Origin of the sequence: Nonomuraea terrae (genome assembly GCF_044465245.1) — a bacterium.
Taxonomy (GTDB): Bacteria; Actinomycetota; Actinomycetes; order Streptosporangiales; family Streptosporangiaceae; genus Nonomuraea; species Nonomuraea terrae.
The window spans coordinates 145,185-169,661 of the sequence record NZ_JBITLL010000006.1; the positions used below are offsets into that span (position 1 = coordinate 145,185).

Annotated in this window: 27 protein-coding genes and 2 tRNA genes; 12 read left to right on the forward strand and 17 right to left on the reverse strand. The window is 69.8% G+C overall.

What is annotated here, in order from left to right; translation table 11 throughout:
* Nucleotides 1-33: 33 nt before the first annotated feature.
* Nucleotides 34-123 (reverse strand) — tRNA-Ser (locus ACIBP6_RS29900).
* 159 nt (nucleotides 124-282) lie between these two features.
* Complete coding sequence (locus tag ACIBP6_RS29905) at nucleotides 283-846, reverse strand: YceI family protein (RefSeq protein WP_397057225.1); 564 nt, start codon at nucleotides 844-846, stop codon at nucleotides 283-285.
* 103 nt (nucleotides 847-949) lie between these two features.
* On the opposite strand from ACIBP6_RS29905, the gene ACIBP6_RS29910 reads away from it, so the two are divergent.
* On the forward strand, nucleotides 950-1,450 hold the full coding sequence (locus ACIBP6_RS29910; RefSeq protein WP_397057226.1) for a MarR family winged helix-turn-helix transcriptional regulator: 501 nt from the start codon (nucleotides 950-952) through the stop codon (nucleotides 1,448-1,450).
* Here ACIBP6_RS29910 and ACIBP6_RS29915 read toward each other — a convergent pair.
* Nucleotides 1,422-1,928 carry a SigE family RNA polymerase sigma factor gene (locus tag ACIBP6_RS29915; protein WP_397057227.1) on the reverse strand — a complete coding sequence of 169 codons (507 nt, stop codon included), beginning with the start codon at nucleotides 1,926-1,928 and terminating at the stop codon, nucleotides 1,422-1,424. The genes ACIBP6_RS29910 and ACIBP6_RS29915 overlap by 29 nt on opposite strands.
* A 217-nt stretch (nucleotides 1,929-2,145) precedes the next feature.
* Here ACIBP6_RS29915 and ACIBP6_RS29920 point away from each other — a divergent pair, with 217 nt between their 5' ends.
* Entirely contained in the window at nucleotides 2,146-3,093 is a 948-nt protein-coding gene (locus ACIBP6_RS29920; protein ID WP_397057228.1) for a hypothetical protein, read from the forward strand.
* A gap of 7 nt (nucleotides 3,094-3,100) precedes the next feature.
* Nucleotides 3,101-3,895, forward strand: a complete 795-nt coding sequence (locus tag ACIBP6_RS29925) for a MauE/DoxX family redox-associated membrane protein (protein WP_397057229.1) — start codon at nucleotides 3,101-3,103, stop codon at nucleotides 3,893-3,895.
* Between the two features lie 103 nt (nucleotides 3,896-3,998).
* Here the strand turns inward: ACIBP6_RS29925 and ACIBP6_RS29930 are convergent, their stop codons facing one another.
* Entirely contained in the window at nucleotides 3,999-5,180 is a 1,182-nt protein-coding gene (locus ACIBP6_RS29930; protein ID WP_132615467.1) for an ATP-binding protein, read from the reverse strand.
* Nucleotides 5,181-5,414: 234 nt separating this feature from the next.
* Between ACIBP6_RS29930 and ACIBP6_RS29935 the strand changes: the two genes are divergently transcribed.
* From ACIBP6_RS29935 to ACIBP6_RS29945, 3 genes are read left to right on the forward strand one after another with little or no spacing between them, the layout of a single operon-like run.
* Nucleotides 5,415-5,885 (forward strand): SigE family RNA polymerase sigma factor, encoded by a 471-nt coding sequence (locus tag ACIBP6_RS29935; RefSeq protein WP_397057230.1) that lies wholly within the window; start codon nucleotides 5,415-5,417, stop codon nucleotides 5,883-5,885.
* The gene (locus tag ACIBP6_RS29940; RefSeq protein WP_397057231.1) at nucleotides 5,882-7,144 is read left to right on the forward strand and encodes a hypothetical protein; all 1,263 of its coding nucleotides are present in this window, start codon (nucleotides 5,882-5,884) and stop codon (nucleotides 7,142-7,144) included. Before ACIBP6_RS29935 ends, ACIBP6_RS29940 begins: the two co-directional genes overlap by 4 nt.
* A gap of 11 nt (nucleotides 7,145-7,155) precedes the next feature.
* Nucleotides 7,156-7,614 (forward strand): MaoC family dehydratase, encoded by a 459-nt coding sequence (locus ACIBP6_RS29945; protein ID WP_132615465.1) that lies wholly within the window; start codon nucleotides 7,156-7,158, stop codon nucleotides 7,612-7,614.
* Between the two features lie 255 nt (nucleotides 7,615-7,869).
* Here ACIBP6_RS29945 and ACIBP6_RS29950 read toward each other — a convergent pair whose 3' ends face one another.
* Genes ACIBP6_RS29950 through ACIBP6_RS29965 form a run of 4 tightly spaced genes read right to left on the reverse strand, consistent with a single transcriptional unit; the run spans nucleotide 7,870 to nucleotide 10,653 of the window.
* On the reverse strand, nucleotides 7,870-8,106 hold the full coding sequence (locus ACIBP6_RS29950; RefSeq protein ID WP_397057232.1) for a hypothetical protein: 237 nt from the start codon (nucleotides 8,104-8,106) through the stop codon (nucleotides 7,870-7,872).
* Complete coding sequence (locus ACIBP6_RS29955; protein WP_397057233.1) at nucleotides 8,103-9,638, reverse strand: radical SAM protein; 1,536 nt, start codon at nucleotides 9,636-9,638, stop codon at nucleotides 8,103-8,105. The genes ACIBP6_RS29950 and ACIBP6_RS29955 overlap by 4 nt, the downstream gene beginning before the upstream one ends.
* The gene (locus ACIBP6_RS29960) at nucleotides 9,635-10,366 is read right to left on the reverse strand and encodes a prolipoprotein diacylglyceryl transferase (protein WP_397057234.1); all 732 of its coding nucleotides are present in this window, start codon (nucleotides 10,364-10,366) and stop codon (nucleotides 9,635-9,637) included. The genes ACIBP6_RS29955 and ACIBP6_RS29960 overlap by 4 nt, the downstream gene beginning before the upstream one ends.
* Nucleotides 10,366-10,653 (reverse strand): hypothetical protein, encoded by a 288-nt coding sequence (locus ACIBP6_RS29965; RefSeq protein WP_397057235.1) that lies wholly within the window; start codon nucleotides 10,651-10,653, stop codon nucleotides 10,366-10,368. The genes ACIBP6_RS29960 and ACIBP6_RS29965 overlap by 1 nt, the downstream gene beginning before the upstream one ends.
* Nucleotides 10,654-12,439: 1,786 nt before the next feature.
* On the opposite strand from ACIBP6_RS29965, the gene ACIBP6_RS29970 reads away from it, so the two are divergent.
* Nucleotides 12,440-12,712: a hypothetical protein gene (locus tag ACIBP6_RS29970; RefSeq protein ID WP_397057236.1), complete on the forward strand. Its 273-nt coding sequence runs from the start codon at nucleotides 12,440-12,442 to the stop codon at nucleotides 12,710-12,712.
* Here the strand turns inward: ACIBP6_RS29970 and ACIBP6_RS29975 are convergent.
* The 3 genes from ACIBP6_RS29975 to ACIBP6_RS29985 form a co-directional block, all read right to left on the reverse strand.
* Nucleotides 12,709-12,981 (reverse strand): hypothetical protein, encoded by a 273-nt coding sequence (locus ACIBP6_RS29975; RefSeq protein WP_397057237.1) that lies wholly within the window; start codon nucleotides 12,979-12,981, stop codon nucleotides 12,709-12,711. The genes ACIBP6_RS29970 and ACIBP6_RS29975 overlap by 4 nt on opposite strands.
* A gap of 69 nt (nucleotides 12,982-13,050) precedes the next feature.
* On the reverse strand, nucleotides 13,051-13,695 hold the full coding sequence (locus ACIBP6_RS29980; RefSeq protein WP_397057238.1) for a response regulator: 645 nt from the start codon (nucleotides 13,693-13,695) through the stop codon (nucleotides 13,051-13,053).
* Nucleotides 13,696-13,709: 14 nt separating this feature from the next.
* Nucleotides 13,710-14,984 (reverse strand): sensor histidine kinase, encoded by a 1,275-nt coding sequence (locus ACIBP6_RS29985; protein ID WP_397057239.1) that lies wholly within the window; start codon nucleotides 14,982-14,984, stop codon nucleotides 13,710-13,712.
* Between the two features lie 529 nt (nucleotides 14,985-15,513).
* Here ACIBP6_RS29985 and ACIBP6_RS29990 point away from each other — a divergent pair.
* Together ACIBP6_RS29990 and ACIBP6_RS29995 are read left to right on the forward strand one after the other, a co-directional pair.
* Nucleotides 15,514-15,687: a hypothetical protein gene (locus ACIBP6_RS29990; RefSeq protein WP_397057240.1), complete on the forward strand. Its 174-nt coding sequence runs from the start codon at nucleotides 15,514-15,516 to the stop codon at nucleotides 15,685-15,687.
* Nucleotides 15,688-15,854: 167 nt separating this feature from the next.
* A tRNA-Arg gene (locus ACIBP6_RS29995) sits at nucleotides 15,855-15,927 on the forward strand.
* Between the two features lie 240 nt (nucleotides 15,928-16,167).
* Here ACIBP6_RS29995 and ACIBP6_RS30000 read toward each other — a convergent pair.
* A complete protein-coding gene (locus ACIBP6_RS30000; protein WP_397057241.1) occupies nucleotides 16,168-16,572 on the reverse strand; it encodes a hypothetical protein in 405 nt (134 codons plus the stop codon).
* A 116-nt stretch (nucleotides 16,573-16,688) separates the two neighbouring features.
* Nucleotides 16,689-17,918, reverse strand: a complete 1,230-nt coding sequence (locus ACIBP6_RS30005) for a serine hydrolase domain-containing protein (protein ID WP_397057242.1) — start codon at nucleotides 17,916-17,918, stop codon at nucleotides 16,689-16,691.
* Nucleotides 17,919-18,290: 372 nt separating this feature from the next.
* Here ACIBP6_RS30005 and ACIBP6_RS30010 point away from each other — a divergent pair, with 372 nt between their 5' ends.
* Both ACIBP6_RS30010 and ACIBP6_RS30015 read left to right on the forward strand, forming a co-directional pair.
* Nucleotides 18,291-18,482: a hypothetical protein gene (locus ACIBP6_RS30010; protein WP_397057243.1), complete on the forward strand. Its 192-nt coding sequence runs from the start codon at nucleotides 18,291-18,293 to the stop codon at nucleotides 18,480-18,482.
* Between the two features lie 83 nt (nucleotides 18,483-18,565).
* Entirely contained in the window at nucleotides 18,566-19,534 is a 969-nt protein-coding gene (locus ACIBP6_RS30015; RefSeq protein WP_397057244.1) for a serine hydrolase domain-containing protein, read from the forward strand.
* On the opposite strand, the gene ACIBP6_RS30020 is transcribed toward ACIBP6_RS30015, so the two are convergent.
* The 4 genes from ACIBP6_RS30020 to ACIBP6_RS30035 form a co-directional block, all read right to left on the reverse strand.
* Nucleotides 19,503-20,144 carry a DNA alkylation repair protein gene (locus tag ACIBP6_RS30020; protein WP_397057935.1) on the reverse strand — a complete coding sequence of 214 codons (642 nt, stop codon included), beginning with the start codon at nucleotides 20,142-20,144 and terminating at the stop codon, nucleotides 19,503-19,505. The genes ACIBP6_RS30015 and ACIBP6_RS30020 overlap by 32 nt on opposite strands.
* Nucleotides 20,145-20,348: 204 nt before the next feature.
* Nucleotides 20,349-21,272, reverse strand: coding sequence for an NADP-dependent oxidoreductase (locus tag ACIBP6_RS30025; RefSeq protein ID WP_397057245.1), 924 nt, complete (start codon nucleotides 21,270-21,272; stop codon nucleotides 20,349-20,351).
* An 87-nt stretch (nucleotides 21,273-21,359) separates the two neighbouring features.
* Nucleotides 21,360-22,268: an SDR family oxidoreductase gene (locus tag ACIBP6_RS30030; protein WP_397057246.1), complete on the reverse strand. Its 909-nt coding sequence runs from the start codon at nucleotides 22,266-22,268 to the stop codon at nucleotides 21,360-21,362.
* A gap of 60 nt (nucleotides 22,269-22,328) precedes the next feature.
* Complete coding sequence (locus ACIBP6_RS30035; RefSeq protein WP_397057247.1) at nucleotides 22,329-23,354, reverse strand: alcohol dehydrogenase catalytic domain-containing protein; 1,026 nt, start codon at nucleotides 23,352-23,354, stop codon at nucleotides 22,329-22,331.
* Nucleotides 23,355-23,571: 217 nt separating this feature from the next.
* On the opposite strand from ACIBP6_RS30035, the gene ACIBP6_RS30040 reads away from it, so the two are divergent.
* Nucleotides 23,572-24,447 carry a helix-turn-helix transcriptional regulator gene (locus ACIBP6_RS30040; RefSeq protein WP_397057248.1) on the forward strand — a complete coding sequence of 292 codons (876 nt, stop codon included), beginning with the start codon at nucleotides 23,572-23,574 and terminating at the stop codon, nucleotides 24,445-24,447.
* The last annotated feature ends 30 nt before the right edge of the window (nucleotides 24,448-24,477 follow it).

The following is a 24,477-nucleotide window of genomic DNA, read 5'->3' on the forward strand; positions in this document are numbered from 1 at the left end:
CGACCCGACGAACGGGCGAGGGCCTTTCACCTGCGGAGGATCGGGGATTTGAACCCCGGATGGCCGGTAAGACCAAACCGCATTAGCAGTGCGGCGCCATAGACCTGACTAGGCGAATCCTCCTGGAAGCCTTTGGTGGCTCAGGACAGAGTACCGGCCTTCTGGCGAGGCGGCAAAGCGATCGCGCCCGCCGCCTTCGCCAGGTGTCATCAACAGCCTGTGGGTAACCACCTGTGGATGAACGCCCGCCCAGCTGAGACGGGCTTTCTGGCTGTGGATAACTCAGGCGGCCGGGTTGGCCTCGCCCTCGATCTCGATCTTGATCTTCTTGCCCACCAGGACGCCACCGGTCTCCAGGGCCTGGTTCCAGGTCAGACCGAACTGCTCGCGGTCGATCTCCGTGGTGATCGAGAAGCCCCACACCTGCACGCCCCACGGGTTGGTGCCGACGCCGCCGTACTCGACGTTCAGCTCGACCTCCTTGGTGACGTCGCGGATGGTCAGGTCACCCACGACGGTGAAGTCGCTGCCCGAGTGACCGACGACGCGGGTGGTCCTGAAGGTGATCTCGGGGAACTTGTCGACGGACAGGAAGTCGTCGCTGCGCAGGTGGTTGTCGCGGTCCGGCATGCCGGTCTCGATGGTGTTCGCCTGGATGGTGAGCTCGGCGCTCGACTCCAGGGGGTTCTCGCCGACCGTGACCGAGCCGCTGAAGCCACCGAAGTAGCCGCGCACCTTCGTGAACATCATGTGCTTCGCGACGAAGCCGATGTGCGTGTGCGTCACGTCGATGTTGTACGTGCCGGGGGCAGGGACGGTCAGGTTCTCCCAGGTAAGGGTGCTCATGGGGTTCTCCTCAGGGGAAGTCGGCTCAGTTGGATGTCTGCGGCAACAACTTTCTACACGAGGAATATTCCCCCCGTCAACCAACGTCGGGTACGCTGTGGATGTGCTGAACTTGGACGACCCCCGGCTCACCGCCATCGGACTGCTGGTTGAGGTGCATGCAGGCTTGATGGACAGGTTCCAGCCCGTTCTCAACGACGCCGGCCTGTCGGAGATCGACTTCGAATGCCTCATCCGCCTGGCCCGTTCCTCCGGTCACCAGCTGCGCATGAGCGACCTGGCCGCCCAGACCGGCCTGTCCACGAGCGGGGTGACCCGAGTCGTCGACCGGCTGGAGCGCGACAACCTGGTCGTCCGCGAGGCCTGCTCCACCGACCGCCGGGCCTCGTACGCGACCCTCACCCCCACCGGGCTGGAACGGCTCGAGACCGTCCTGCCTCAACACCTGGAGGACATCGACGACTGCTTCACCGGCCAGTTGGAGGGGCCCGAGCTCGAGCGGTTCCTGGCCAGCCTGCGCAAGATCCGCGCAGTCGTCCGCCCCTGCGCCACCGCCGGCGCGACCGGGGACGAGGTCAGCGCGGCAGACCCAGCGCGCTCCTGAGCTTGGCCATCGCGCGCGAGACCGTGCTCTTCACCGTGCCGACGCTGATCCCCAGCGTCTTGGCGATCTCCGGCTCCGTCATGTCCTCGTAGTAGCGCAGGACGATCGCGGCCCGCATGCGCTCGGGCAGCTCCTGCAGCGCCCGTTCCAGCGCCTCCTGCACCTCGGAGGTCACGTCAGCGGTCGGCGCCGCGTGGCCGGCGGCCACCTCGGGCAGCTGGTCCGACGGGTACTCCTCCAGCTTGCGCCGCCGCCACTGCGAGATGTTGATGTTGACCATGGCCCGCCGCACGTAGCCGTCCAGGGCGTTGCGGTCCTCGATGCGGTCCCAGGCCAGGTACGTCTTGGTCAGCGCGTTCTGCAGCAGATCCTCGGCGTCCAGCGGGTGCCCGGTGAGCTGGTGCGCCGCACGCAGCAGGGCAGGACCGCGCGTCAACACGTACTCGCGGAACTCGTCTTCCCGGCCGGTGGTCTGCATCGTGGCCAGAATCGCAGCTTGATGCCCCTTTGGCCCCGAACCACAATTCAGGTTTCGGCCCGCCCACGACAAAGGTCCGTCTAGGTCGGTGGCGGTTTGTACGCCGCCGGGAGTGAAGTCCCTTCCCCCAGGATGCGTATTTTGCTCTCGTCTGGGCCGCTAAGGTGTGGGCCGCCCCCAAGTCGTGTGAATCTGGTATCCGACGAGGGAGGGGCGGATGGGGTATCCGAGCGTTGAGCGCCGCCGGGTGCTCGCGGCAGCCGCACTCGGACGCGAGAGCGGCGTCGAGGGCCCTGACCCGGGCAGCGGCGAGCCCCTGCGCGCGGTCGTCGGCGAGATCCTCGACGTCAGCCCGCACCTGATGACCATCGAGACCCCCGACGGCGCCCAGGAACGGCTGGTCATCGCGCCGTGGGCCACGGCCTGGCACGGTGGCGACACCGCCCCGGCCGACCTGCCCGTCGGCGCCATGGTGATCATGCGGACGCTGCGCGACGGCCGGGTCGTCGATCGCGTCTGGGCCGACACCACACGCCTGACCGGCACCATCCTGTCCGTCGAGGGCCGCAGGGACCTGACGGTCGAGCTCGACTCCGGCCCGCACCGGGGCCACCGTACGATCGTCATCCCCTACCGGGCGTCGGGACGGCTCCAGGTGCGCCATCCCAAGTTCGAGCCCGGCTACCTGTTCGACGCGATCGGCGTCCGGCGCGACGGCGCGAGCCTCGCCCTGCTGCCCGCGACGTCACAGCCCGCCTACCCGGCGCGTTCTGTGCCGCCCCCGCCACCGGCGTACGCGGGGATGCAGTCGCGCATCGCGGGCACCGCCACCTGGTCGGACACGTTCGACGAGGAGGAGCGGGGCGCGGCGTACCCCATGCTGGAACGTTCTGACACCGGCTGCACCCAGGTCGGCGTGTCGTGCGCGGGCCTGCCGTACCTCGCGGTCGGGTCCCTGCTTCAGGTGAAGAACGTCTGCTCCGACCGCACCGCCAACGTGCCCGTGGTGGCGTGCGGATGTCTGGCGGGGCGGTTCTGCGACCGCTGCGTCGAATGCGACACCTCTCCGCGGGGCCGGATCGCGGAGCTGTCGCCGTCCTCCTTCGTGGAGCTGGGCGGCGACCTGGTCAAGGGATGCTTCAACGCTCAGATCGGATTGGGGTGACACGCGCGTGCTGACCTCGCAGCTCCCGCTTCTGATCGTGCTGCTCGTCCTCGGCACGATCGCCAAGGTGTCCACCGTCGTGTCCGGGCGCGAGCCCGGCGCGCTGTCGCGCCTCGGACCGGCGGTGCTGGTGCCGGGGCGCATGCAGGTCCCGGCGTTGCTGGCGTGTGCGGTCGGCGAGCTGGCGCTGGCGGCCGGGCTGCTGGTGACGACACATCCGCTCTTCCGGTGGGGGACGGTCGCGTTCTTCGCGATGTCCACGTACGTGCTGCTGGAGCTGCGCAGGCGGCGGCCCGACGCGGGCTGCGGCTGCTTCGGCGAGGTGAGCTCGGCGCCCGTCGGCGTGCGGTCGATCGGCAGGACGGTCGTGCTGACCGGGATGGCCCTGATGACGGTGTGGGCGCCGGTGACCGGGTGGGCGGCCGTCATGCGCCCCTCGTGGATGTACGTGGCCGCCGGGGTGGCGCTGCTCGCCCTGCTGTCGCCCGAGATCGAAGAGCTGGTCGACCGGCTGCGTTACCGCGCGCCGTGCGAGCAGCGGCCGGGGCCGGCCGAGTCGGTGACGCTGGCCAGGCTGCGTTCGAGCGGCACCTGGCGGGCCTACCAGGCGGAGCTGGCCACCACCGAGCCGTACGACAGCTGGCGCGAGCTGTGCTGGCGGTTCTTCGCCTTCCGCAACCGCGACGAGGACGATGTGGTCTTCGCCGTCTACCTGAGCGGGCGGCGCCCGGCGGTGCGGGTCGCGGTGGTCGGCGGGGCGGACAGCGGGTCTCTGCCGCAATATACGTCCGTATCGGCCTGACGCTAGACAGGCCGATACTTCGATCGACAGGCAGCGCGATACAGCTCTATTGGGCTGTCTAGCTTCCCCACTAGACAGCCCAATAGAGGTCTAGGGGCGCCGCTCAGACGGGCTGAGCGCGCAGGAATTTCCCGAAATGCGGCACCGTGAACGCGATCAGGCCGCGCTCGGCGCTGTAGATGAGCCCTTTCTTGATGAGGCTGTCGCGGGCGGGTGAGAGGCTGGACGGCTTGCGCCCGAGGGCGTCGGCCACCTCGGAGGTCGGGACCGGCTCGTCGCCGATCTGGGCCATGGCGTGCATGTAGTCGCGCTCGGCCGGCGTGGCCCGCTCGTAGCGGCTGCCGAAGAACCCGACGGCGAGCTCCTGCTCGGCCTCCGGCGCGGAGACCTTGACGTCTTCGATGGTGATCGGCGTACGCGGCGCGAGGTCCCAGGCGACCTTGCCGTACGCCTGCACGAAGTAGGGGTAGCCGTCGGCCGCCTCGTAGAGGGCGTCGAGCGCCTCCCGGGTGAACTCGACGTCTTCCTCGCGCGCCGGCAGGATCAGCGCGAGGTCGGCCGCCTCCCGGTCGAGCTTGTCGATGCGGGCGTAGCGGAAGAGCCGCTCGGAGTAGCTCTTGCTGGCCGACAGGACGCTCGGCAGGTGCGGCAGCCCGGCGCCCACCACGATCAGCGGCCCGCCGGTCTGCGACAGCTCGTGGCAGGCGGCGCAGAGCGCGGAGACGTCGGCGGGCGGGACGTCCTGCATCTCGTCGATGAACAGGGCGATGCCGACGGCCAGGTCGGTGGCGACGGCGGCGGCGTCGACGAACAGCTCGGTGAGGTCGATCTCCAGGTCGCCGGAGTCGGCGCGCCCGCGGCTGGCGGGCACCTCGATGCCGGGCGACCAGTGGGAGGTGCCCTTGGCCGCCGCCGGATCGCGCATGGCGAACGCCTTGAGCACCCCGAGGAACTCCTCGATGCGCTCGGGAGCGCGGTGGCGGGGAGCGAGCTCACGGATGGCCATGTGCAGCGCCGCAGCCACGGGACGCCTGATCGACTGGTCGGGCCGGGCCTCGATCTTGCCCGTGCCCCACAGCCGCTGCATGGCCATGGACTTGAACGTGTTGAGCAGGACGGTCTTGCCGACGCCGCGCAGCCCGGTCACGACCATGCTGCGCTCGGGACGCCCACGGGCCACCCGCTCCAGCACGACCTCGAACTGCTGCAGCTCACGATCGCGCCCGGCGAGCTCCGGCGGACGCTGCCCGGCGCCGGGGGCATAAGGATTGCGCACAGGGTCCACGCTCTGCGACTCTATTGCCGGATATAGCGGCCGTCTTAGATTTGGGAAGAAAGCGCTACGGCGTGTCCGAGCAGGGGCGGTCGCGAGCACCGTCATCGAACACACCCCTCTCCACCAGGCCGAACCCTTGTTCGAGTCGGATGCCTACGACTGTAGCGCGGACTCGAACACCCATGCGATGTTTTCGGGTAAAGATCTTTGCAACAGCCCGGCTCCGCCGAGCGTCTCGGTGATGTGGAGTTCGAGGATTTCGTGCGGGCGCGCGGCTCGGCGCTGCTCCGGTACGGCTACGTGCTCACCGGCAACGCCGACGACGCGGCCGACCTGGTGCAGGAGGCGCTGCTCAAGCTGAGCGACGCCTGGCGGCGGGTCCGCAACAAGGACAACCCCGAGTCGTACGTACGCACGATCATGGCCAGGCAGCACGTCAGCTGGTGGCGCAGGCGGCGCAGGGAGCACCTGACGGACGACGTTCCTGAGGGCTCCTACACCGACGAGCACGCGTTCGGCGAGCTGTGGAAGGAGCTGGCGGCGCTGCCGCGCGGGCAGCGCGCCGTGATCGTGCTGCGCTACTACGAGGACCTGCCGGACCAGGAGATCGCGCAGATCCTCGGCATCTCCCGCGGAACGGTACGCAGCCAGGCGTTCCACGCGCTCAACGCGTTGCGCGTCAAGCCTGCGGTGTTCGAAAGGGGACGGGCGTGAGGACAGAGGACGAACTGGTCGGGGCCCTGCGGTCGGCGGCCGACCGCGCTCCCGGCGACGAGAGCCTGCTCGCGGCGGTCGCGCGCCGCAGACGGCGCAGGACCCGCCGGCGGGTGAGCGCGCTGGCCGCCGCGGCGGCGGTGGTCGTGCTGGGCATGGGGGTCAGGGCCGTCGTGTGGGGCCCGGCCGAGGTCGACTCGGTGGCCCCGGCCTTCCTCGCGACCCGGTCACCGGTGGTGCCGCCGCCGACCGGTGTCGGGTCACCGCCCACCGTCACGGTGGCACCGCCCCCGCAGCCGGTCGGCACCGTGCCGCCGCCTACCGCGTCCGTGCCCGTGGAGGAGCTCTGGCCGGGGGCGTACCTCACGATGCCGGCGCGGGACGCCGACGGCCGGACGCGCCGTCCGGTCATGGGGCTCAGCACCTCGGAGGTGCTGCTCGCCGCGTCCGGGCCGGGCGAGAAGAGCAGCCGGCTGGAGGTGTACGACTCCGTCACGGGCGAGACCCGCGTGGTCACGACGCCCTGGACCGACGGTCCACTCGTCCAGGTCGCCGCAGCCGACGCCGAGCACCTCGTCTGGACCTCGTACAGCGAGAAGGACGGCACGGGCTTCCGCCGGATCTGGGCGGCCCCGCTGCCCGGCGAGGCGAAACTGCTCGCCACGCTCAGCGGCCCGGGGACCGACATCGACATGATGCAGCTCGACGGCGACCACGTCACGTGGTCGGAACGCTCCCGTGGCGGCGTGTGGCGCCTGCCCCTCGCAGGCGGCACCCCGCAGAGGCTGCCCGGCAGCGACGGCCTGCACCTGGTCGACTGGCCCGTGGCCGGCGACGTGGCCGCCGACCCCGGACCGAGCGTCCGCAACCAGACGCTGATCGCCGACCTGGACGGCGGCACGAAGACGGCGGTGGCCGTGCCGCCGGGCGCGAAGGGGCTGCGGTGCGCCCGCACCTGGTGCACGGGACACGACGACAAGGGTGGCTTCCTCCAGCGCTTCGACGGCACAGCCGTGACCCGCCTCGACGCCCTGGGCGTCTCGAAGACCTTGGCCCAGGCTCCGGCGCTCGACCGGTTCGTGTACGTCGCCGGCGGCGTCTACGACATCGCCACCGGAAAGGTCGCCTCGATCGACGCGGTCGACGGCGCCTGGTTCGCCGACGGCGGCGCCCCGGGACCCGGCTCGATCCTCTACTGGGAGAACGAGCGCGGCACGCTGGAGGTCCTGAACTTGGCAGCCGTCCCGCCCGCGCAATAGCGTTTCCGGCCATGCGGACCTTCGCGAATGTTCAGGAGCTCAAGGCGGCCGTCGGCGAGACGTTCGGCCCGACCGAGTGGCGCACCGTCACCCAGGAGCAGGTCAACCTGTTCGCCGACGCCACCGACGACCACCAGTGGATCCACGTCGACGTGGACCGCGCCAAGGAGGGCCCGTTCGGCGGCACCGTCGCCCACGGGTACCTGACGCTGTCGTTGCTGCCGGCGCTCATGTTCTCGCTGGTCAAGGTCGAGGGCATCGCCATGGGCGTCAACTTCGGCCTGAACAAGGTCCGTTTCCCGAGGCCGGTGCCGGTCGGCGCGCGCATCAGGGCCGTGGGCGAGCTGACCGACGTCAAGGGCACTCCTGCCGGCTACCTGTCCAACCTCAAGATGACCGTCGAGATCGAGGGCGAGAGGCGCGCCGCCTGCATCGCCGAGACGCTCGTCCTGTACGTCCCCGCCGAATAGATCTCTCCGGCGTGCGGCAGAAGCCGGCCTCACGTGATCCCTGGCCTCGTGGAGGAATTCGACGAGCCCGCCCAGACCCGGGGCGACGCGCTTCTCCGGTACGGCCACGTCCTGTCCGGCGCCATGGAGGGCGCGGCCGGCGCCGGTTGCCGCTCAGCGTGTACACGCAGGGGCCTTCGGCGGCCGTCGTGTACGACCTGGGCACGGGGCGAGGGCCGGGGTCAGCGCGTCAAGGCGCGTGGCGGCCGGCGGCCGTCACAGGATGATCGCGGCGAGCGCCGCCAGGCCGATGAGTCCGAGGTAGGCCAGCACGAGCCGGGTGTCCCGGAGGAAGCACTTGCTCCGGGTCAGTCCGGCTCGCCGCGCCTTCCAGTACCCCGCGAACCCCAGCGCCGCGAACCCGAGCACCGCCCACGGCCCGAGCAGCCAGGCGAGCAGCGCGACGGTCGCGTACACGCACAACCGCAGCGGGTCGTACGGCTCCTGCTTCATGCGATCACCCTTCCTGGCTCCGCGGCCACCGCCGACAGACGCTGGCGGGACAGTTGCGGCCAGGCCTGCACGGCGCAGAACGGCGCGCACTGGTCCTGCTCCGCCCGCGTGCCGACGTGCACGCAGCATTGCGTGAGACGTTCCTCGATCATCGTGGAGACGTCCATGAACGGCTTGATCGTCAGGCGCACCACCCGCTCGCCCAGCATCCGCCGGAGCTTCTTCCTGCGGCCCGGCAGGGCCGCGGAGGCGAGGGTGAGCAGGGTGGAGACGCCGAGGTCGCAGTTCTCGCAGATCGTCCGCCACAGGTCGCCGATCTGCGGGTGCGACAGCGACGACTGCTCCGACAGCAGCCCGAGCAGCGACTCCTGCACGGCCAGGCGCAGCTCGCGCGGGATCTCGCTGTCGGCGATGCGGTTGGAGACCAGACCCAGGTGCTCTTTGAGGCGGTCGTGGCCGATCAGCCCGGTGAGCGAGCGCCACTGCCCGCCGTCGTCGCGGATGAGGTAGCCGACCGAGCAGCAGTGCGGGTGGGAACAGGGCAGGGCGGTCAGGTCGCGCCAGGTCACCAGGCCGCCGGTCTGCGGGCCGAGGCGCTTGAGCACGCCGGTGTGGGTGAGACGGTCCATGGGGTCGATCGCCCCCGACCTGCCCGAGCCGAACTGCGGCTGCAGCGACACACCCCCGACGTAGGGGGTGTCGAGGGCGAGGCGTACGACGTCGCCGATCTCGCCGTCGTTGACGCCCTGAGCCGCGGTCATGACGAGCGTGGTGAAGATCTCGCGCTCGGACAGGCGGCGCAGGGCATCGGACTTGAGACGGGTCAGGTCGCCGCCGCGGTGGTGGCGGGAGGCGTCGGCGCTTCCGTCGTACTGGAGGTAGACCTCGACGCGCTCGCGATGCTCGGTGAGGAGGTCGAGCAGTGCGTCGTCGCGGGCTACGAGGACGCCGTTGGTGTTGATCAGGATGCGGGTGACCGGGCGGTCGGCGAGCTCGGCGAGAAGGGTCTTGAGCTCGGGATGCAGGGTGGGCTCGCCGCCGCTCAGCATGAGGACGTCGAGCTTGCCGTTCTCGCGTTCGAGGCGCTGGTCGACGTTCGCGAGGATGTCGGGCACGGGGACGATCCCCGTGAGGTCGGGTGAGCTGTCGGCGAAGCAGGTGGGGCAGCGCAGGTTGCAGGCCTCGGCGATGTCCTCCAGGAGGATGCAGGTGTGCTGCGTCTGCATCTCGGGCAGGCCGCGGAGGTAGGCGGCGGGGATGGGATCGTAGTTGCCGGCGAGGTCCGGGAGGTGCCGCTTGGTGGGGGCGGTCCACTCTTCCAGATATTCGAGGATTTCTGGATCTTCGTCGTACAAAGTGCGGATAAGTCCGTGTTTGCGGCAGCCGCGTTCCAGCCACACGCGGCCGTCGCGCTCGGCCAGGTAGCCGCTCAGCCGTTCGACCTGCTCCAGGTCGGCGCCGTGACACTGCGGGCAGAACGCGTTGACGTACCGGAGAATGCGGTCGCCCCGCAGACCCATCCCTGCGCTCATGTCATGACCTTTCGCCGAAAGAGGGGTTGGTAGTAGCCGCGCCGCCAGCCGTACCCGAGCCTGACGGTGAGCAGCAACATCCCCGGGATGAGGAACCACTGGGGGCGGGTGAGGTCGAGCCAGACGGTCTCGTTGGCCCTCGTGAACTCGACCAGGAAACGGAACACCGCGTACGCGGCCACGTACAGCGTGAACAGCTCCCCCGGCTGGGTGAGCCGCCGGCGCGCCCACATGAGCGCGGCGAAGGCGGCGAGCTGGAAGAGGATCTCGTAGACGAACGACGGGTGCATGGCCTGGCCGGTCAGGCAGCCGGGGCATTCGGGGGTGGTGGGCGGGGCGTGCACGCCCCACGGCAGGTCGGTGGGGCGTCCGGGCGCCTCGGTCAGGTGGCAGCCGATCCGCCCGACCGCCATGCCGAGCGCCACCGCGGGGGCGAACAGGTCGCCGGTGCGTTCCTTGTAGCCGATGATCCGTTTTGCGACGAGCACGCCGACGTACGCGCCGGTGAGGCCGCCGAGGATGCTGCGGGAGCCGTACAGCCACAGGTCCTGCGGATCGAGCGTCTCCAGCCAGCCCGCCAGCCGCATCCCGATCGCTCCGCCGACCAGCGCGCCGGTCACCGCGACGAGCGACTGCTCGTTGAGCGCCCCACGCCTTCTGGCCTCCCGCACGAACACCACGGACGCCACGAGGACGCCCAGGCCGACGAAGATCTCGTGGTAGGGCATCAGCCGTACAGACCCGGGTTGAGGCCGGTGCAGAACCCGACGGACACGATGGACCACGTCGCCCATCCGATCATCAGCCCCAGCCCGAGCCCCCGCGTCCAGGACCCACGGACGAAGCACAGGACGATCCCGGCGACGGGGCCGACGACGATCAGGACGACCGCCATGAGAAGGGCGGGGGAAGGACCGTCGCCGGTCCAGCTCATGCCGCTGGCGAGGACGGCTACGACGAGGATGACGTTGAGCACGCTGTAGAGCCCGAGCCCCGCGAACAACATCCCCACCAACGCCTCGGAGCGCCCCTTGGCGGCCGGCCCCCCACCGGCCCTCGGCCCATAGGGGGCATCCCCACCGAACCCCGAACCCCTCGCATCCGAACCGAAGGTGCGACCTCCCTCAGAGGGTGACTTCATCCCATACGGCGCGTCGCCCCCCAGGCCCGGATCACCTCCAGAAGACGCATACGACCCAGCCCGCGAATCACCCCGACTGGCCCCATACGACCCCACACCCCCCGGCCCAGAACTTCCCGAATCCTGACCGAAAGGCCGATCGGCCCCAAACGGCGCATCAACGCCATAGTGCGACTCACCCCCGAACGACCGCCCGAGGCCATGGGTAGGAGTGGCCCCGGACGACGGCCTGGCATCGTAAACCGAGTCGGCCCCGGACTGCGACCTGGCACCGTAAGCCGAGCCGGTCCCAGACGACGGCCTGGCTTCGTAAGCCGAGCCGGCCCCGGACGACGGCCTGGCTTCGTAACCCGAGCCGGCCCCGGACGACGGCCTGGCTTCGTAACCCGAGCCGGCCCCAGACGACGGCCTGGCACCGTAAACCGGATCGGCCCCGGACTGCGACCTGGCGCCGTAGGACGGGTGAGCCCCTGACGAGGGATTCGGGTCATAGGACGGGTTGCCCCCGGGCGACGGATCCGGGCCGTGGGGCGGGTTGGCGCCACGCCCATGTTCTCCGCGAGGCGGATTGGCACCCAGCCGTGGCTGCACGTGGGGGGCCGTCGGCGCGTAAGGCGGCCGCGCGTCCGACGGCCCACCGTAGGGCCACTGCGGCCGAGCCTCCTCCCCCCGCTGCGGCTCCCCCACCTGCTCGTACGACGCCTCCGCCCGCCCACGCGGTTGCCCCGCCACCCCATACGACCGCTCCGACTGCCCGTACGACGGCTCCGGCCGCCCATACACCTGGCCCGGCGCCATATACGGCCGCTCCGACTGCCGGTGTGGCAGCTCCGACCCCTCATACACCTGACCCGGCGGCCCGAACGACCGCTCCGACTGCCCGTACGACGGCTCCGGCCGCCCATACACCTGGCCCGGCGGCCCGTACGGCCGCTCCGACTGCCGGTGTGGCGGCTCCGACCCCTCATACACCTGGCCCGGCGGTTCGAACGTCGGCTCCGACTGCCCGTACGTCGGGCCTTGCCCGAATGCGTTTGACCGCTCCGACTGCCCGTATAGGTCGGGGCGACTCGGCGGCCCCTCCAGCCGACCGAATTCTTCCTGCGGCTGACCAGGCCGCCCTTGTGCTTGACCGGGTTGCCCCTGCGGCCGGAGCTGCGCCTCGCGTGACCCGCCAACCTGCTCAGGCGCCCGGCCTGGCCCCTCGCCCCTCGCCCTCGGAGGCGCCTGGCTGATCGTCGGATACCCGACCGGCGGCAGGAAGGTCGGCCGCGGCGACGACCGCCCCGAACCAGAAGAACCGGGACCAGCAGACCCTGAACCTGAAACCGCCGAATCGCCAGCCCGCGGACCCAGCGATCCAGAACCCTCCGAACCAGCGAGCCCCGCACCAAGCGACCCAGGACCACGCGAGCCCGAAACACCCGACGCGGGCTCACCCGAATCCGAATCCAAACTCGAACCGGGGCCTCCCGAAGCCTCTGAACCGTGACCGCTCGGGCCGGAGTCGCCCGAAGCCCCTGAACTGGGACCGCTCGGGCCGGAGGCCACCGAACCACCTGGACTCGAACCACCTGCACCCGCACTCGAACCCGTGACTGCATCCCCCTCGGCCCTCCGCACGTCAGAGGGTTCCGAGGCGGAGGGCGCGGGTGGCGGGGTGACGGATTCGCCGGTTGGCGGTGGCAAGAACTCCGGCCTCCCGACCGGCATCCCGACCGGCCCCGACCCAGGTTCCTCCGGCGACGACGACGGCGAGCACGGCGAAGAGGACGACGGCGGAGGGTCCGGCGGTCGCGGCGATGTGGTCATGGACGCGGTCTACTCCCTGGTCGCGATCAGGCTAGGGACCGAGGATCGACATTCGATCAACGGCTCCGATCCATCCCCTGCCCGCGCCGACAACCGGCGAAATGCCAGACACCACACCTAGGTGTACATCTCCGGATTAATCCCCGTACAAAACCCTGCCGACACGATCGACGCCAACGCCCACCCGATCATCAACCCCAGCCCCACCCCCACGGACCAGGACTTCCGCAGCACCACGAGCACCACCCCGGCGACGAGCCCCAGCAGCGCGAGAAAACCCGCGGCCACCCCGATCGCCACCGTGGACTGCAGGCTCAGGGCGACCAACCCGACGAGCACGTTGACGACGAAGTACGCGAAGAGCCCGGCGAACGCCGTGCCGACCACCACCCCCGTCCGACGAGGCGGTTCAGCAGGCCCAGAAGGCGGCGAATGACTCACGAGGCACACACTACGGGCCTATATCCCCTCCGAATAGTAATCGGAGTAGTAAATCGCCGCCTGCACCCGGCTCCTCAATCCGAGTTTGTTCAGCACCCGGCTGACATGCGTTTTGGTCGTCGCCTCGGCCATCTCGAGCTCCCTGGCGATCTCGGCGTTGGACATTCCACGCCCGATGCACGCCAGCACCTCACGCTCCCGAGGCGTCAGCCCGTCCGGATCGGCGACCGCCTCTCGACGTACGGGAGCGCCCTCGGCGAACGCCGCGATCAGCCTCCGCGTCACGCCCGGCGAAATGAGCCCGTCCCCGCGCGCCACCACACGTACCGCATGAACCAGCGACTCGGCATCGGTGTTCTTGAGCAGAAATCCCGCCGCCCCGGCCCGCAACGCCCCGAACACATATTCGTCGACATCGAACGTCGTCAGAATCAGCACATCACAAACTCCCGCCAGCTCTTTGGTGGCCGAAATGCCGTCGAGCCGCGGCATGCGCACGTCCATCAACACGACGTCGGGTCGCAGCTCACTGGCCATGGCCACGGCCTGCTCACCGTCGCCGGCCTCGCCCACGACCTCGATGTCATCGGCGCCGTCGAGGATCAGCACGATCCCGGCCCTGACCGCCGCATGGTCGTCGGCCACCAACACCTTGACGCTCACTCACCACACCTCCATCAAGCCCGCTCCTCCACCGCGGAGGCCCGCTCCACGTCCCCTGGCTCACGACGCGCTTCGCCACTCGTGCGCCGGCCACGACCTCCGTCACCGACCCCGAACACCCACGTCGCGCCTTTGGACGCCCGCGCCTCGGTCGTCTCCTCAGCCGTCGGGAGGTCAGCCAGAACCCGCCATTCATCGCCGCTCTTCCCCGCCTCGAAAAGCCCGCCGACCAGCGAGGCCCGCTCCCGCATGCCGATCAGCCCGGCTCCCGCCCCGGGCAGCCCGGTCCGCCGCTCGCGGAGCGCATTCACGACCCGGACCAGAACCCGTTCTTCCTCATAAGAAACGAGCACGGAAACCGGCGACTCCCCATGCTTGAGCGCGTTGGTGAGCGCTTCCTGCAGAATCCGATAGCCCGCAAGATCGACGGATGCCGGCAGCTCGCGTACCGTGCCCTCGACCCGCACGTCGGCGGCCGGCCCGGCCCGCCGCACTCTTTCGACCAGCGTCTCGACGTCGGCGAGGCGAGGCCGCATCGCCCCTGCGCTCCCCTCCGCCTCGTCGCCCTCCTGCCGCAGCAGGCCGATCATGGCCCGCATCTCGGCCATGCCCTTGACGCTGTTCTCCCGTACGGATTCCATGACCTTCCTGACCGTCTCCCGGTCGAGATCCTTACGGGAGAGCGCGGCCGTGGACTGGATGGCGATGGCGCTGAAATGGTTGGCGATCATGTCGTGGAGCTCGCGCGCCATCCGTGTGCGTTCGGCCGTGACGGCCGCCTGCCGATCCAGCTCGGCGAGCCTGGCGACCTGCTCGGCCCGCGCGCGTTCCACCGCCGCCCGGTCGCGGTGCTCGCGCAGCACGACGGCGGTCGTCACCGGCGTGACGAGCACCAGCCCGGCCTGCACGCCCGCGACGGCCAGCACCCGCCAGTCGGACGCGACGAACCCCGCCACGGCCCCGGCCGCCACCGCCAGCACGGATGTGACGCCGAGGAGTATCCGAGCGAGGGGCGCCGGCCCGTAGAGCGCGGCGGCGTACAGATTGTCGGTGAAAATGAGGACCGTGCCGAGCGACGGCCCCACGAAGCCGTCCACCACGATGGCGAGCACGCCGAGCCCCAGGGAGCCCAGCGGAGCCCGTTGCCGCAGCAGCACCCCCACGCAGGTGATCGCCAACGGCACCCCGAGCACCCACATGGGAACGTCACGGTGGAGGTAGGCCCCACCCGCGATCAGCACCGCTCCCACCGCGAAGGCCAGCACAGCCCACAGCACGACCCGGTTCATGACCCCATCCCACCATCTCCGGGCCGTGCTGCACTCCTACGAACGTCCGCCTGTGGATACACCTTTCGATGTATCCACAGGCTGGAGAACTGCCGGGCGAGACGCTCATCCCTGACTCGCCGATCAGAGATCTCGCCCCGCCGGCGATCTTTCTTACCTCCGCGGCGGATAAACCTCCACCCGGAACGGCGGCCTCCGTTTCGCGCTGTCGCCCACTCGTTGCAACCATGTGCTCACAGAAAGTGGGACTCCGGCGCCTCCAGAGCCGACCCCCTCCCAACTGCCGCAAAGGTAGGAGTACGTGAACATAGAGGCCGAGATTCGCGATCTGAAACTCCGTATCGCGGCCCTCGAAGCCGACGTCCCTCCCGGCAGCGGAACCTCCGCACGCCGCAGGGCTCGAACGCGACGTAGGCACACCATTCCGGCACACAACTGCACCCGTCAGGAGGACCCGCCCGCCGGCACCCTCAGAGCGCCGGCCCGCGGCGACGACCTGAGGGCCCAGATCAGATTCCTCCAAGCCGAGGTGAACGACGACCTCTCGGCCCTGAACGTCGAGATCGGCGGCTTCCGGCGCCAGGCCAACGACCACTTCGCCTCAGCCCACCACACGGCCCGGGCGCACCACGACTCCCTCCACCGCGCCCTCACCGACCTCACCCACCTGGTCGAACGCCTCATGACCCGCCTGGACGCCTGACCGCCGGGCGACCCGATCCACCCCGGCCACCCCCGTCGAGGGCATCCGCCCAGCTCACCGCCTCAACCCTCCGCCATCACCCAGCCAAGATCGCCCCCACGACCTCCCGATTGCCGTTTCTGGTTCGAGGCACTCGCAGAAACCCGCTATGCTTGCTTAAGCACCGAGCGGCCGTAGCTCAATGGATAGAGCATCTGACTACGGATCAGAAGGTTACGGGTTCGACTCCTGTCGGCCGCGCACAGCACCAAGGCCCGCTACCAGGGAAACCTGGAGCGGGCCTTTTGGTTTGTCCGGATGATCTCGCTGACAGGGCCTGCTCGCCGATGGCCTCGGCGAGGATGCCGGCCGCCGGGGCTTCCGCCGTACGCACCGCGTGGGCGTTGACCCGGCGTGGCCGAGGCTGGCCCCTGCCTGATCCGCCTCGTGCCACGGGGTCCGGTCAGGGCCCCGTGGCCAGCTGCGCAGGACGACATCGGATCAAGCGGCGTCGAGGGCCTCGGTGATCTTGCGGGCCATCTCCGTCATGGTGGGGCTGGGCTCGCCCTGCTGGGGGCGGGAGGCTGCCGCGACGGCGACGATGACGGTGCTGCGGAAGTTGTCGGCCTCCGCCGGTGACTGCTTCTTGAGCAGGCTCATGGCTGCGGTCAGGGCCGGCAGCACCTGGTCGGCGAGGTCGGCGACGGTCTTGCCGTACTTCACGCCCTTGGGGGCCTTGGCGAGCACGTGCCCGACCGGGCCGGTCGCGGAGGTCAGGGCGATGGAGCCTTCGGTGGCGACCTTGTGGGCCGAGCCGGCGGCGCCGGCGGCGGACATCAGGGAGACGGCGCCCCACGCGGCGGTCCGCAGGGTGAGCTTGTCCTGGTCGGTAAGGGTGACGGACATGGTGGTGTGCTCCTTCGAGTTGAATGACGGACGGATGGTGGAAAGCGCTGACGGCCGGGCGTCTCGGCCGGTCGGGTTCGTGGGTTGGGGCGGGTCTACCGGGCGCGGGCCTGGTGTCAGTCGTCGATCGCCTGGTAGAGCGTGGTCCAGAAGTCGTTCATCAGGTGCGCCGGACTCGGAACGGAGTAGCCGAGCTGGCAGAGCAGGATTCCGGTGAGCTGGTTGGCCGGATCGGCGTAGGCCGAGGTGCCGCTGCCGCCGTCCCAGCCGAACTGGCCGATCGGCGCGTAGTCGCCGCGGTAGGTGCGCACCGCCGTCCCGAAGCCCCAGCCGCCCTGCTGGCCCTGACCGAAGGAGATGTGCACGTTGTTGACCGCCATGGCGGTGCGGGGGGCGTTCTGTTCGGGGGTGAGGCGGTTGGTGGTCATCAGCTCGACGGCGGGCCGGGACAGGATCCGCCTGCCCTGGTGGGTGCCGCCGTTGAGGAGCATCTGGAAGTAGGCGTGGTAGTCGTCGGCGGTGGAGACCAGCCCGCCACCGCCGCCCTGGAACGCCGGCGGCCGGCTCCACCGTCCGTCCTTGGGCTCGTCCCAGGTGAGGAACTCCCCGGTCTGCGGGTCGGGGGCGTACAGGGTCGGCAGCCGGTCGATCTTGTCAGCGGGGACATGGAAGCCGGTGTCCTTCATGCCGAGGGGCTCGAAGATGCGCTCACGCAGGAACTCCTCGAACGACTGGCCGGTGACCCGGGCCACCAGCACGCCTACCAGGTCGTTGCTGATGTGGTACTGCCAGCGCTCGCCGGGCTGGTACTGCAGCGGCAGCGCGCCCAGGCGGCGCATCCACTCGTCCGGCCCCGGCTGCGGCTCCGGCCCCGAGGGGGTGAGGTTCTGCTCGAAGATCGCGTTCATGATCGGGGTGCCCAGCGAGGTGAAGTCCATGCCGAGCCCGAAGGTGGAGGTCAGCACGTCCCGCACGGTGATCGGCCGGCGCGCCGGAACGGTGTCGTCCAGCGGGGCGTCGGGCCGCGTCAGCACCTGCCGGTCGGCCAGTTCCGGCAGCCACGCATCCACCACGTCGTCCAGTCGCAGCCGGCACTCGTCCAGCAGTACCATGGCCGCCGCGATCGACAGTGGCTTCGACGTGGAGGCCATCCGGAAGATCGTGTCCCGGCGCATCGGCGCGCCACCGTCATGGCGCATCGTCCCGATCGCTTCGACGTGCGTCTCACCGCCCCGGCTGACCAGGGCGACCAGCCCGGGAATCCGCTTGGACTCGACATGCCGTGCCAGCACCTCGCGCAGTCTGCGCAGCCCTGCTTCGGAGAAGCCGCTGTTGTTTTGCACCATTATGAAGCTCCTTGCCGTTAAGCGTTCGATCTGCGAAACCCGTCCCGGCTTGACCTCTTTGGCCGCGGCGAGCCGTTCATGTGCTCCACCATCGCCGACCGCGCTGATACCGGGCTGTCACCGTCCTGACGCCGCAGCTGACACGCGACGGGAGGCCGCCCGCTTGGTCCGCGACCTCGGCCCACCGGAGCTGTGAAGGGAGCATCCGCGACATCGTCCCTCGCCCGGGAACCGCACATCGGCCGCACCGCACAGCGACTGGCCAGGCCCGGAAACCAGCCGGTCGTCCAAGATCCACGAGCCGCTGTTCAGTCGTAGGATCTGCATATATGTGGCGTTGTCGCCGACCGGACATTGCGGTAGGGAGTTTCCGTGAACCAGTCCGTCCCGTACGACAAGCAGGAACAACTGCAGCAGATCCAGAGCGGCCTCATGCAGAACGAGCACATCATCGCCGTCTATGACGCCATCGGCGCGGGAACGGGATTTCTGGGACTCACCGACCGCCGTGTGATCATCCAGGACAAGTCCTTCATCGGCAAGACGGTCGCGACCAGCATGTGATCGCGACCGTCTCCCAGCGCTGACGCCCTCGCGACCTCGGCCGAACGACCGGCCGCGACCCCGCCATCACGGAGAAGCCTCAGATGCAACAGCGAATGACCGCCCTTGTCGCTGAAGCTGGGTATCGCACTGACGAACCGATCGTGGTCGGGACGCAGAAGCACGGGTCTGTCATCCAGCTGGCCCAAGGGCTGACGGTCACGACGCCTGCCTACGTCGCGTCGCTGTCGAAGCAGATGACCGCGGCCTGCGCGGCGCTGCTCGCCCAGGATGGTGCTCTGGACATGGAGTCGCCTTTGTCGCGGTGGCTGCCCGAGCTACCGGCATGGGCCGAGAGCATCCGTCTGCGGCACCTCGTCCATCACACGGCGGCTCTCCCCGGTGATGCCCAGATCGACGCCATCATCGGGAGCGGTACGGACCGGACCGGCGCAGGCGTCATCGAAGCACTCACCCGGTTCCCGAGCCTCGACCATCAGCCCGGAGCTCAGCACGTCTATTCCAACGCCGGATACGTGTGCCTGGCCGCCGTCGTGGAGCGAGTGGCCGACCAGCCGCTGCCCGATCTGGCGCAGCATCGCCTCTTCGCTCCGCTGGCGATGACCGGCACCCGTTACTGGCGAGGACCCGAACCCAGGCCCCCAGGGGCTGTGCCGCTCGTCCCCCCGCATCCGGCCCCACTGTCCCTTGGCGACGGAGGGGTATGGAGCACCCTCGGCGATCTGCTGCGATGGGGCCAGGCGCTCAACGCCGACGAGCTCGGCATCTCCACTCTCATGGAGACTCCGGGACGCCTCGATGACGGAACGCCGATCGACTACGCCTGGGGCATCGGCGTCCGATCACATGCCGGACACCGGGTCTTCCGTCACGGAGGAGGCTGGACAGGGCTGCGTGCCCAACATGCCCGAATACCCGACCTGGGCCTGAGCGTGGCTCTCGTCGCAACGAACGACCACACCGAACGCCGGGTCACACTCCTGAACAGCCTTCTCGATGAGGTGACGAAACCAGCCGCGACTAATCGTGCTGCCGGCGCACCATCTCGGTGATCCAGATGGGCGCGAACGGAGACGTGCAGCCCGGGGAAGTCGGGTAGTCCTTGAGCACCTGCAGGCGCTCACCGATGTCGAGAGCACGGGCGCGGTGCTCGGCGTGCTCGATCCCGATCTGAGCCAGGCAGTTGTTCATCGCCCACTGCAGGCGATCCGGGGCGTCTTTCATCTCCGCCTCGATGACGTCGAGCAGTCCCGCGAGGTCGAGGCCCTCGGGCTTCCTCGTCACGCGTTCGGCGGTCAGCGCCCAGCCGGCGCTCGCCACCGCCGGATCCGGATCGGCGAACCAGACCAGGCGCAGCTCTTCGGCGTGCGGGTTCTTCTTCACCACGTAGTTCACGAGCCAGTCGTGCACCTTGGGTGTGCGTGCCTCGCGCACCATGACGTCCAACTCGTCACGCTCGAACGCCTTCGGGCGGCAGATCAGGAGCGCCAGCAGTCTCGCCGCGGTGTCATCGGTCTCCCAGAGCCGGCACGCGAGTTCCTGCTGCGTCTTCAGCCGCTTCGCGAGCGCGCGCAGCTTGCTGAGGTTCACACCGTGATCGTCACCGTGTTTCTCGTTCACCTCGCGTATCCGCGGGTCCTCGAGCGCGGCCAGCTCGGCCATCACCTCGGCCACCGTCGTCTCGGCCACCTCAGCCTCCTGTCGCTTACCTGCGGATGCAGCCTACGGCGGAAGTCGGCACGCTGTCGTACACACCGGTTCGCCGGCCACCTTGGGAAGGGTAGGGCAGGGGTCTGACAGCCGTGGGATGCGTGGGGCATCCCACGGCGTCCGCCGAGACGGCGTCAGACCGGCACGGGGCCGGGGTCAGAGGGTGAGGACGATCTTGCCGCGGGTCCGGCCTGTCGCGCTCAGGCGCCACGCCTCGGCCGCCTCGGCGAGCGGCAGTGTCTTGTCCACGTGAATCGTCATCTTGCCCGCGTCGATGAGCTCGGCCAGGGTCGCCAGGTCCGCCGCGTCGGGGCGGACCCAGATGATGTGGCCGCCGTGCTCCTGGACCCGTCCCGCGGCGATGGACACCACACGATCGGCGCGCCGGGCCAGCGCCAACGACACGTCCACCGCCTCGTCACTTCCGACGAAGTCGAGGGCGGCGTCGACGCCTTCGGGCGCCAGCGCGCGTACCCGGTCGGCCAGGCCCTCCCCGTAGGCGACCGGTTCGGCGCCCAGTGAGCGCAGGAAGTCGTGATTGCGCTCGCCGGCGGTGCCGATGACGCGGGCGCCGAGCGCCGCCGCGATCTGCACGCCGAGCGATCCCACACCGCCGGCCGCCGCGTGGACCAGTACGGTGTCACCCTCCGTCACCCCGGCGCGCTTGATCGCCTGGTACGCGGTCAGCCCGGCCAGCGGCACCCCCGCCGCCTGCTCCCAGGTCGCGGAGGACGGCTTCCTGGCGAGCATGCGCACGTTCGCCGAGACGAGCTCGGCGTAGGTGCCGTTCTTCGCCCAGTCCTTGCGCGCGTAGCCGTAGACCTCGTCGCCGACCGCGAACTCCGGGGAGTCGAGCCCGACGCGTTCGACGACGCCGGCCACGTCCCAGCCGGGGATCAGGGGGAAGCCGGTCTCCATGATGGGATCGAGATAGCCGGCGGCGAGCTTCCAGTCCACGGGATTCACGCCCGCGGCCTTGACCCGGATCAGCACCTCGCCGGGCGCGACCTTGGGCTCGGGAAGGTCGACGACACGGAGATCGTCCGCCGAACCGAACTTATCCAGAACGACCGCTTTCATATCGATGAACTCCGCTCTGCTGTCATTTCCGGCCCCGTCGTTCGACACGACCGGACACCGCCTGGCCAGCGTATGTGCTGGAGCGGATCAAGCAACGGAGCGGTGCGGGGTGACACCCGGGAACAGCTCGCCGAAGCCCATGCGGTCGAGGAACTTCTCCTGGGCCTCGAACAGCGCGTGGTTGAGCTCCTCGACGCCGGCGTCGGTGAAGTCGACCACGCTGCGGAAGGGCCGGGTGCCCGAGGGCAGGGCGAGGATGCGGGTGATCTCCTCGGCGACGGCGACCGGATCGGCGTCGGCTCCCTGGAAGAGGGTCTCGGTGGCCTCTTCGTTCCGGTCCACCATGTCCCCCAGAACGGCGGCGTAGTCCTGCGCGACCCGGGTGTCGCCGGCGTGGTCGGCGTTGGGGAAGTGCGAGGTGCCCTTGGTGAACGGGCCCGGCATCACGATGGTCGTCTCGATGCCGAACCGGCCGACCTCGTACCCGGTGACCTGCGCCAGGATGTCGAAGGCCGCCTTCGAGGCCACGTACGGGCCGAGGACCGGCGGCACCATGACGGAGGATGTGCTGCCGACGTAGAGCAGTGTGCCGTAGCGGCGGGCCCGCATGTGCGGCAGCACCGCGCGGTTGACGCGCTGCGCGCCGATGACGTTCACGTCGAACAGGCTTGTGACGTTCTCGGCGGTGAACGCCTCCACGTAACCGACGAACAGGTGGCCGGCGTTGTGGACGACGGTGTCGAGCCGTCCGGTGGTGTCGATGACGGTCTTGACGGCGTCGTCGACGGATGCCTGGTCGCGGACGTTGAGCTCGACGATCCGCAGGTCGAGCCCGTCGCGCCGGGCGAAGTCGAGCAGCTCGCGCGCATGGGCGGCGTTGCGTCCGCCGGGGTCGCGCATGCTCGCGTGGACGGTGTGGCCGGCGGTGGCCAGCGCGCGGGCGGTGAGGTTGCCGATCCCGCTGGAGGCGCCGGTGATGAGGACGACTGAGGACATGTTCTGCTCCCTGGTTCGAGGGCGGGCCACCGCCGTGGCGCGCGGCGGCCCGCCGGGCGTTCAGTTGCCCGTGGTCAGCACCATGCGGAAACGGACGTCGCCGCTGACGGCCCTGGTGAAGGCGGCGCCGGCCTCTTCCAGCCGCGCCTGCTCGGTCCACGCCCGCACGCCGGTCTGCGCGGCGAACCGGAGGGTGTCCTGCGTGTCGATCGAGCTGCCGGAGAAGTGGCCGTAGACCCGCTTGCCTCCGTGGCCGAGCTGGAAGATCGACGCTTCGACCTTCTCCATGCTGAGCCCGGCGAGCACGAGCTCGCCGTGCAGCCCCAGCCCGTCGATGGTCGCCGACGCGGCCGCGGCCGAGGAAACCGTGGAGAGCACGACCTTGGCCCCGCCGAGCGCCTGCAGCTCCTTGGCGACGTCGGCGGTGCTGTTGTCGATGTAGTGGCTCGCGCCGAGTCGCCGGGCGAGCTCGGCCTTGTCGCCGCGCGCGATGGCGACCGTCTCGAAGCCCATCTTCGCCGCGAACTGCACACCGAGGTGGCCGAGCCCGCCGAGGCCGAGGACGGCCACGGTGTCGCCGGGCCGCGCGGCACTGCGGCGCAGCGCGTTGAACACGGTCATGCCGGCGCACGCGAGCGGAGCCGCCTCGGCGGCCGTCAGCTCGTCCGGGACGGCGGCCAGGGCCATCGCCGGAACGACGACGGAGTCGGCGAAGCCGCCAGGGTAGCTGACGCTCGGGACCTGCAGTTCCTCACAGTAGATCGCCTCACCGGTACGGCAGGCGTAGCAGTGGCCGCAGCTTCCGCCGTACCAGCCGACGGCCACGCGGTCGCCGACGGACCAGCCGGCCACGCCCGGCCCGACGGCGTCGACACGGCCGGCGATCTCGTGACCGAGGGTGAGAGGAAAGGTCACGCCCGGGAAGTGGCCGGAGCCGACCAGCATGTCCGAGTGCGTGCAGATGCCGCACGCCTCGACGGTGACGCGGACCTGGTTGACGCCCGGCTCGCGTACGGGCTGCTCGACCAGGGTGAAGTCGGCTCCGGGCGCGGCGAGCCGCATCTGCCGGTTGACAGTGATGGACATGGATCCCCCATGGTGGTCGGTGTGAAGCGGGGCGGCGTTGCCCCGGCGACACCATCGTCAGCCGCCGGCCGGACGGGAACCAGGCTCTGCCAGAGCGTGGGTACGAGGCGGCTGCCACACCACGAACCGCCCTGTCAAGGCTGGTGGCTGGGCTTGACGAACCGTGGCTAACCGGCGGCCATGGGTGTTTCCTGGTAGTGACGTAAGGAGGGGCGACATGGATCAGAAAGAGTTGTCCGACTTTCTGCGGAAGCGGCGTGAGGCGCTGCAGCCGGAGGACGTCGGCCTGCCCCGCGGGCGACGCCGGCGCACTCCCGGGCTGCGCCGCGAGGAGGTCGCCGCGCTCGCGGTCATGTCCCCCGACTACTACAGCCGGCTGGAGGGCGGCCGGGGGCCGCAGCCGTCGGAGCCCATGCTGACCGCCATCGCGCGGGCACTCCATCTGACCCTGGAGGAACGCGACTACCTCTTCCTGCTCGCCGGCCACGGCATACCGGCGCGGTCCACGCGTACGGACCACATCAATCCCGGGCTGCTGCGCATCCTCGACCGGCTGGAGGACACTCCGGCCATGGTGATGAACCGGCTCACCGAGACGCTCATGCAGACGCGGGCCCATGTGGCCTTCGACGGCGACCACAGCCGCTACACCGGTCAGGGACGCAGCGCGATCTACCGGTGGTTCGCGGGCGACGACGACCGGGCCAGGTATCACCCGTCCGCGTGGGACCTGCACAGCCGCACTCTCGCCTCCATGCTGCGCTCCGTGCACGCCGTGGACGGCCCGGCCTCACGGGCCGGAGCGCTGGTGCGCACGCTGCTGGGCACCAGCGAGGAGTTCCGCCGTCTGTGGGAGGGCCACGAGGTCGGCGTCACGCACACCAACGTGAAGCGGTTCCGGCACCCCGTCGTCGGTGCGCTCGAACTGCACTGCCAGATTCTGAACGACTCCGACCAGCAGCAGACGCTGCTGGTCTTCACCGCCACCCCGGGAAGCGAGAGCTACGAGAAGCTCCGGCTGTTGTCGGTCATCGGCAACCAGCAGCTCGCTGGGGAAGCCCCGGCGCCCGTGCACGGGGTGCCCACCCTCTGATCGGGCCACCAGCGGCTGCTCGGGGAGTCC

Coding starts and splice junctions, on each gene's coding strand:
- ACIBP6_RS30020 (WP_397057935.1), bottom strand. CDS start 20,144: ATGGCCGAGCTGGCCGCGCTCGAGGACCCGCGGATACGCGAGGTGAAC.
- ACIBP6_RS30000 (WP_397057241.1), bottom strand. CDS start 16,572: ATGTCCGTCACCCTTACCGACCAGGACAAGCTCACCCTGCGGACCGCC.
- ACIBP6_RS30030 (WP_397057246.1), bottom strand. CDS start 22,268: ATGTCCTCAGTCGTCCTCATCACCGGCGCCTCCAGCGGGATCGGCAAC.
- ACIBP6_RS29955 (WP_397057233.1), bottom strand. CDS start 9,638: ATGAGCGCAGGGATGGGTCTGCGGGGCGACCGCATTCTCCGGTACGTC.
- ACIBP6_RS29905 (WP_397057225.1), bottom strand. CDS start 846: ATGAGCACCCTTACCTGGGAGAACCTGACCGTCCCTGCCCCCGGCACG.
- ACIBP6_RS30035 (WP_397057247.1), bottom strand. CDS start 23,354: ATGTCCATCACTGTCAACCGGCAGATGCGGCTCGCCGCGCCCGGAGCC.
- ACIBP6_RS29920 (WP_397057228.1), top strand. CDS start 2,146: ATGGGGTATCCGAGCGTTGAGCGCCGCCGGGTGCTCGCGGCAGCCGCA.
- ACIBP6_RS30015 (WP_397057244.1), top strand. CDS start 18,566: ATGCAACAGCGAATGACCGCCCTTGTCGCTGAAGCTGGGTATCGCACT.
- ACIBP6_RS29960 (WP_397057234.1), bottom strand. CDS start 10,366: ATGCCCTACCACGAGATCTTCGTCGGCCTGGGCGTCCTCGTGGCGTCC.
- ACIBP6_RS29945 (WP_132615465.1), top strand. CDS start 7,156: ATGCGGACCTTCGCGAATGTTCAGGAGCTCAAGGCGGCCGTCGGCGAG.
- ACIBP6_RS30025 (WP_397057245.1), bottom strand. CDS start 21,272: ATGAAAGCGGTCGTTCTGGATAAGTTCGGTTCGGCGGACGATCTCCGT.
- ACIBP6_RS30005 (WP_397057242.1), bottom strand. CDS start 17,918: ATGGTGCAAAACAACAGCGGCTTCTCCGAAGCAGGGCTGCGCAGACTG.
- ACIBP6_RS30040 (WP_397057248.1), top strand. CDS start 23,572: ATGGATCAGAAAGAGTTGTCCGACTTTCTGCGGAAGCGGCGTGAGGCG.
- ACIBP6_RS29985 (WP_397057239.1), bottom strand. CDS start 14,984: ATGAACCGGGTCGTGCTGTGGGCTGTGCTGGCCTTCGCGGTGGGAGCG.
- ACIBP6_RS29950 (WP_397057232.1), bottom strand. CDS start 8,106: ATGAAGCAGGAGCCGTACGACCCGCTGCGGTTGTGCGTGTACGCGACC.
- ACIBP6_RS29915 (WP_397057227.1), bottom strand. CDS start 1,928: ATGCAGACCACCGGCCGGGAAGACGAGTTCCGCGAGTACGTGTTGACG.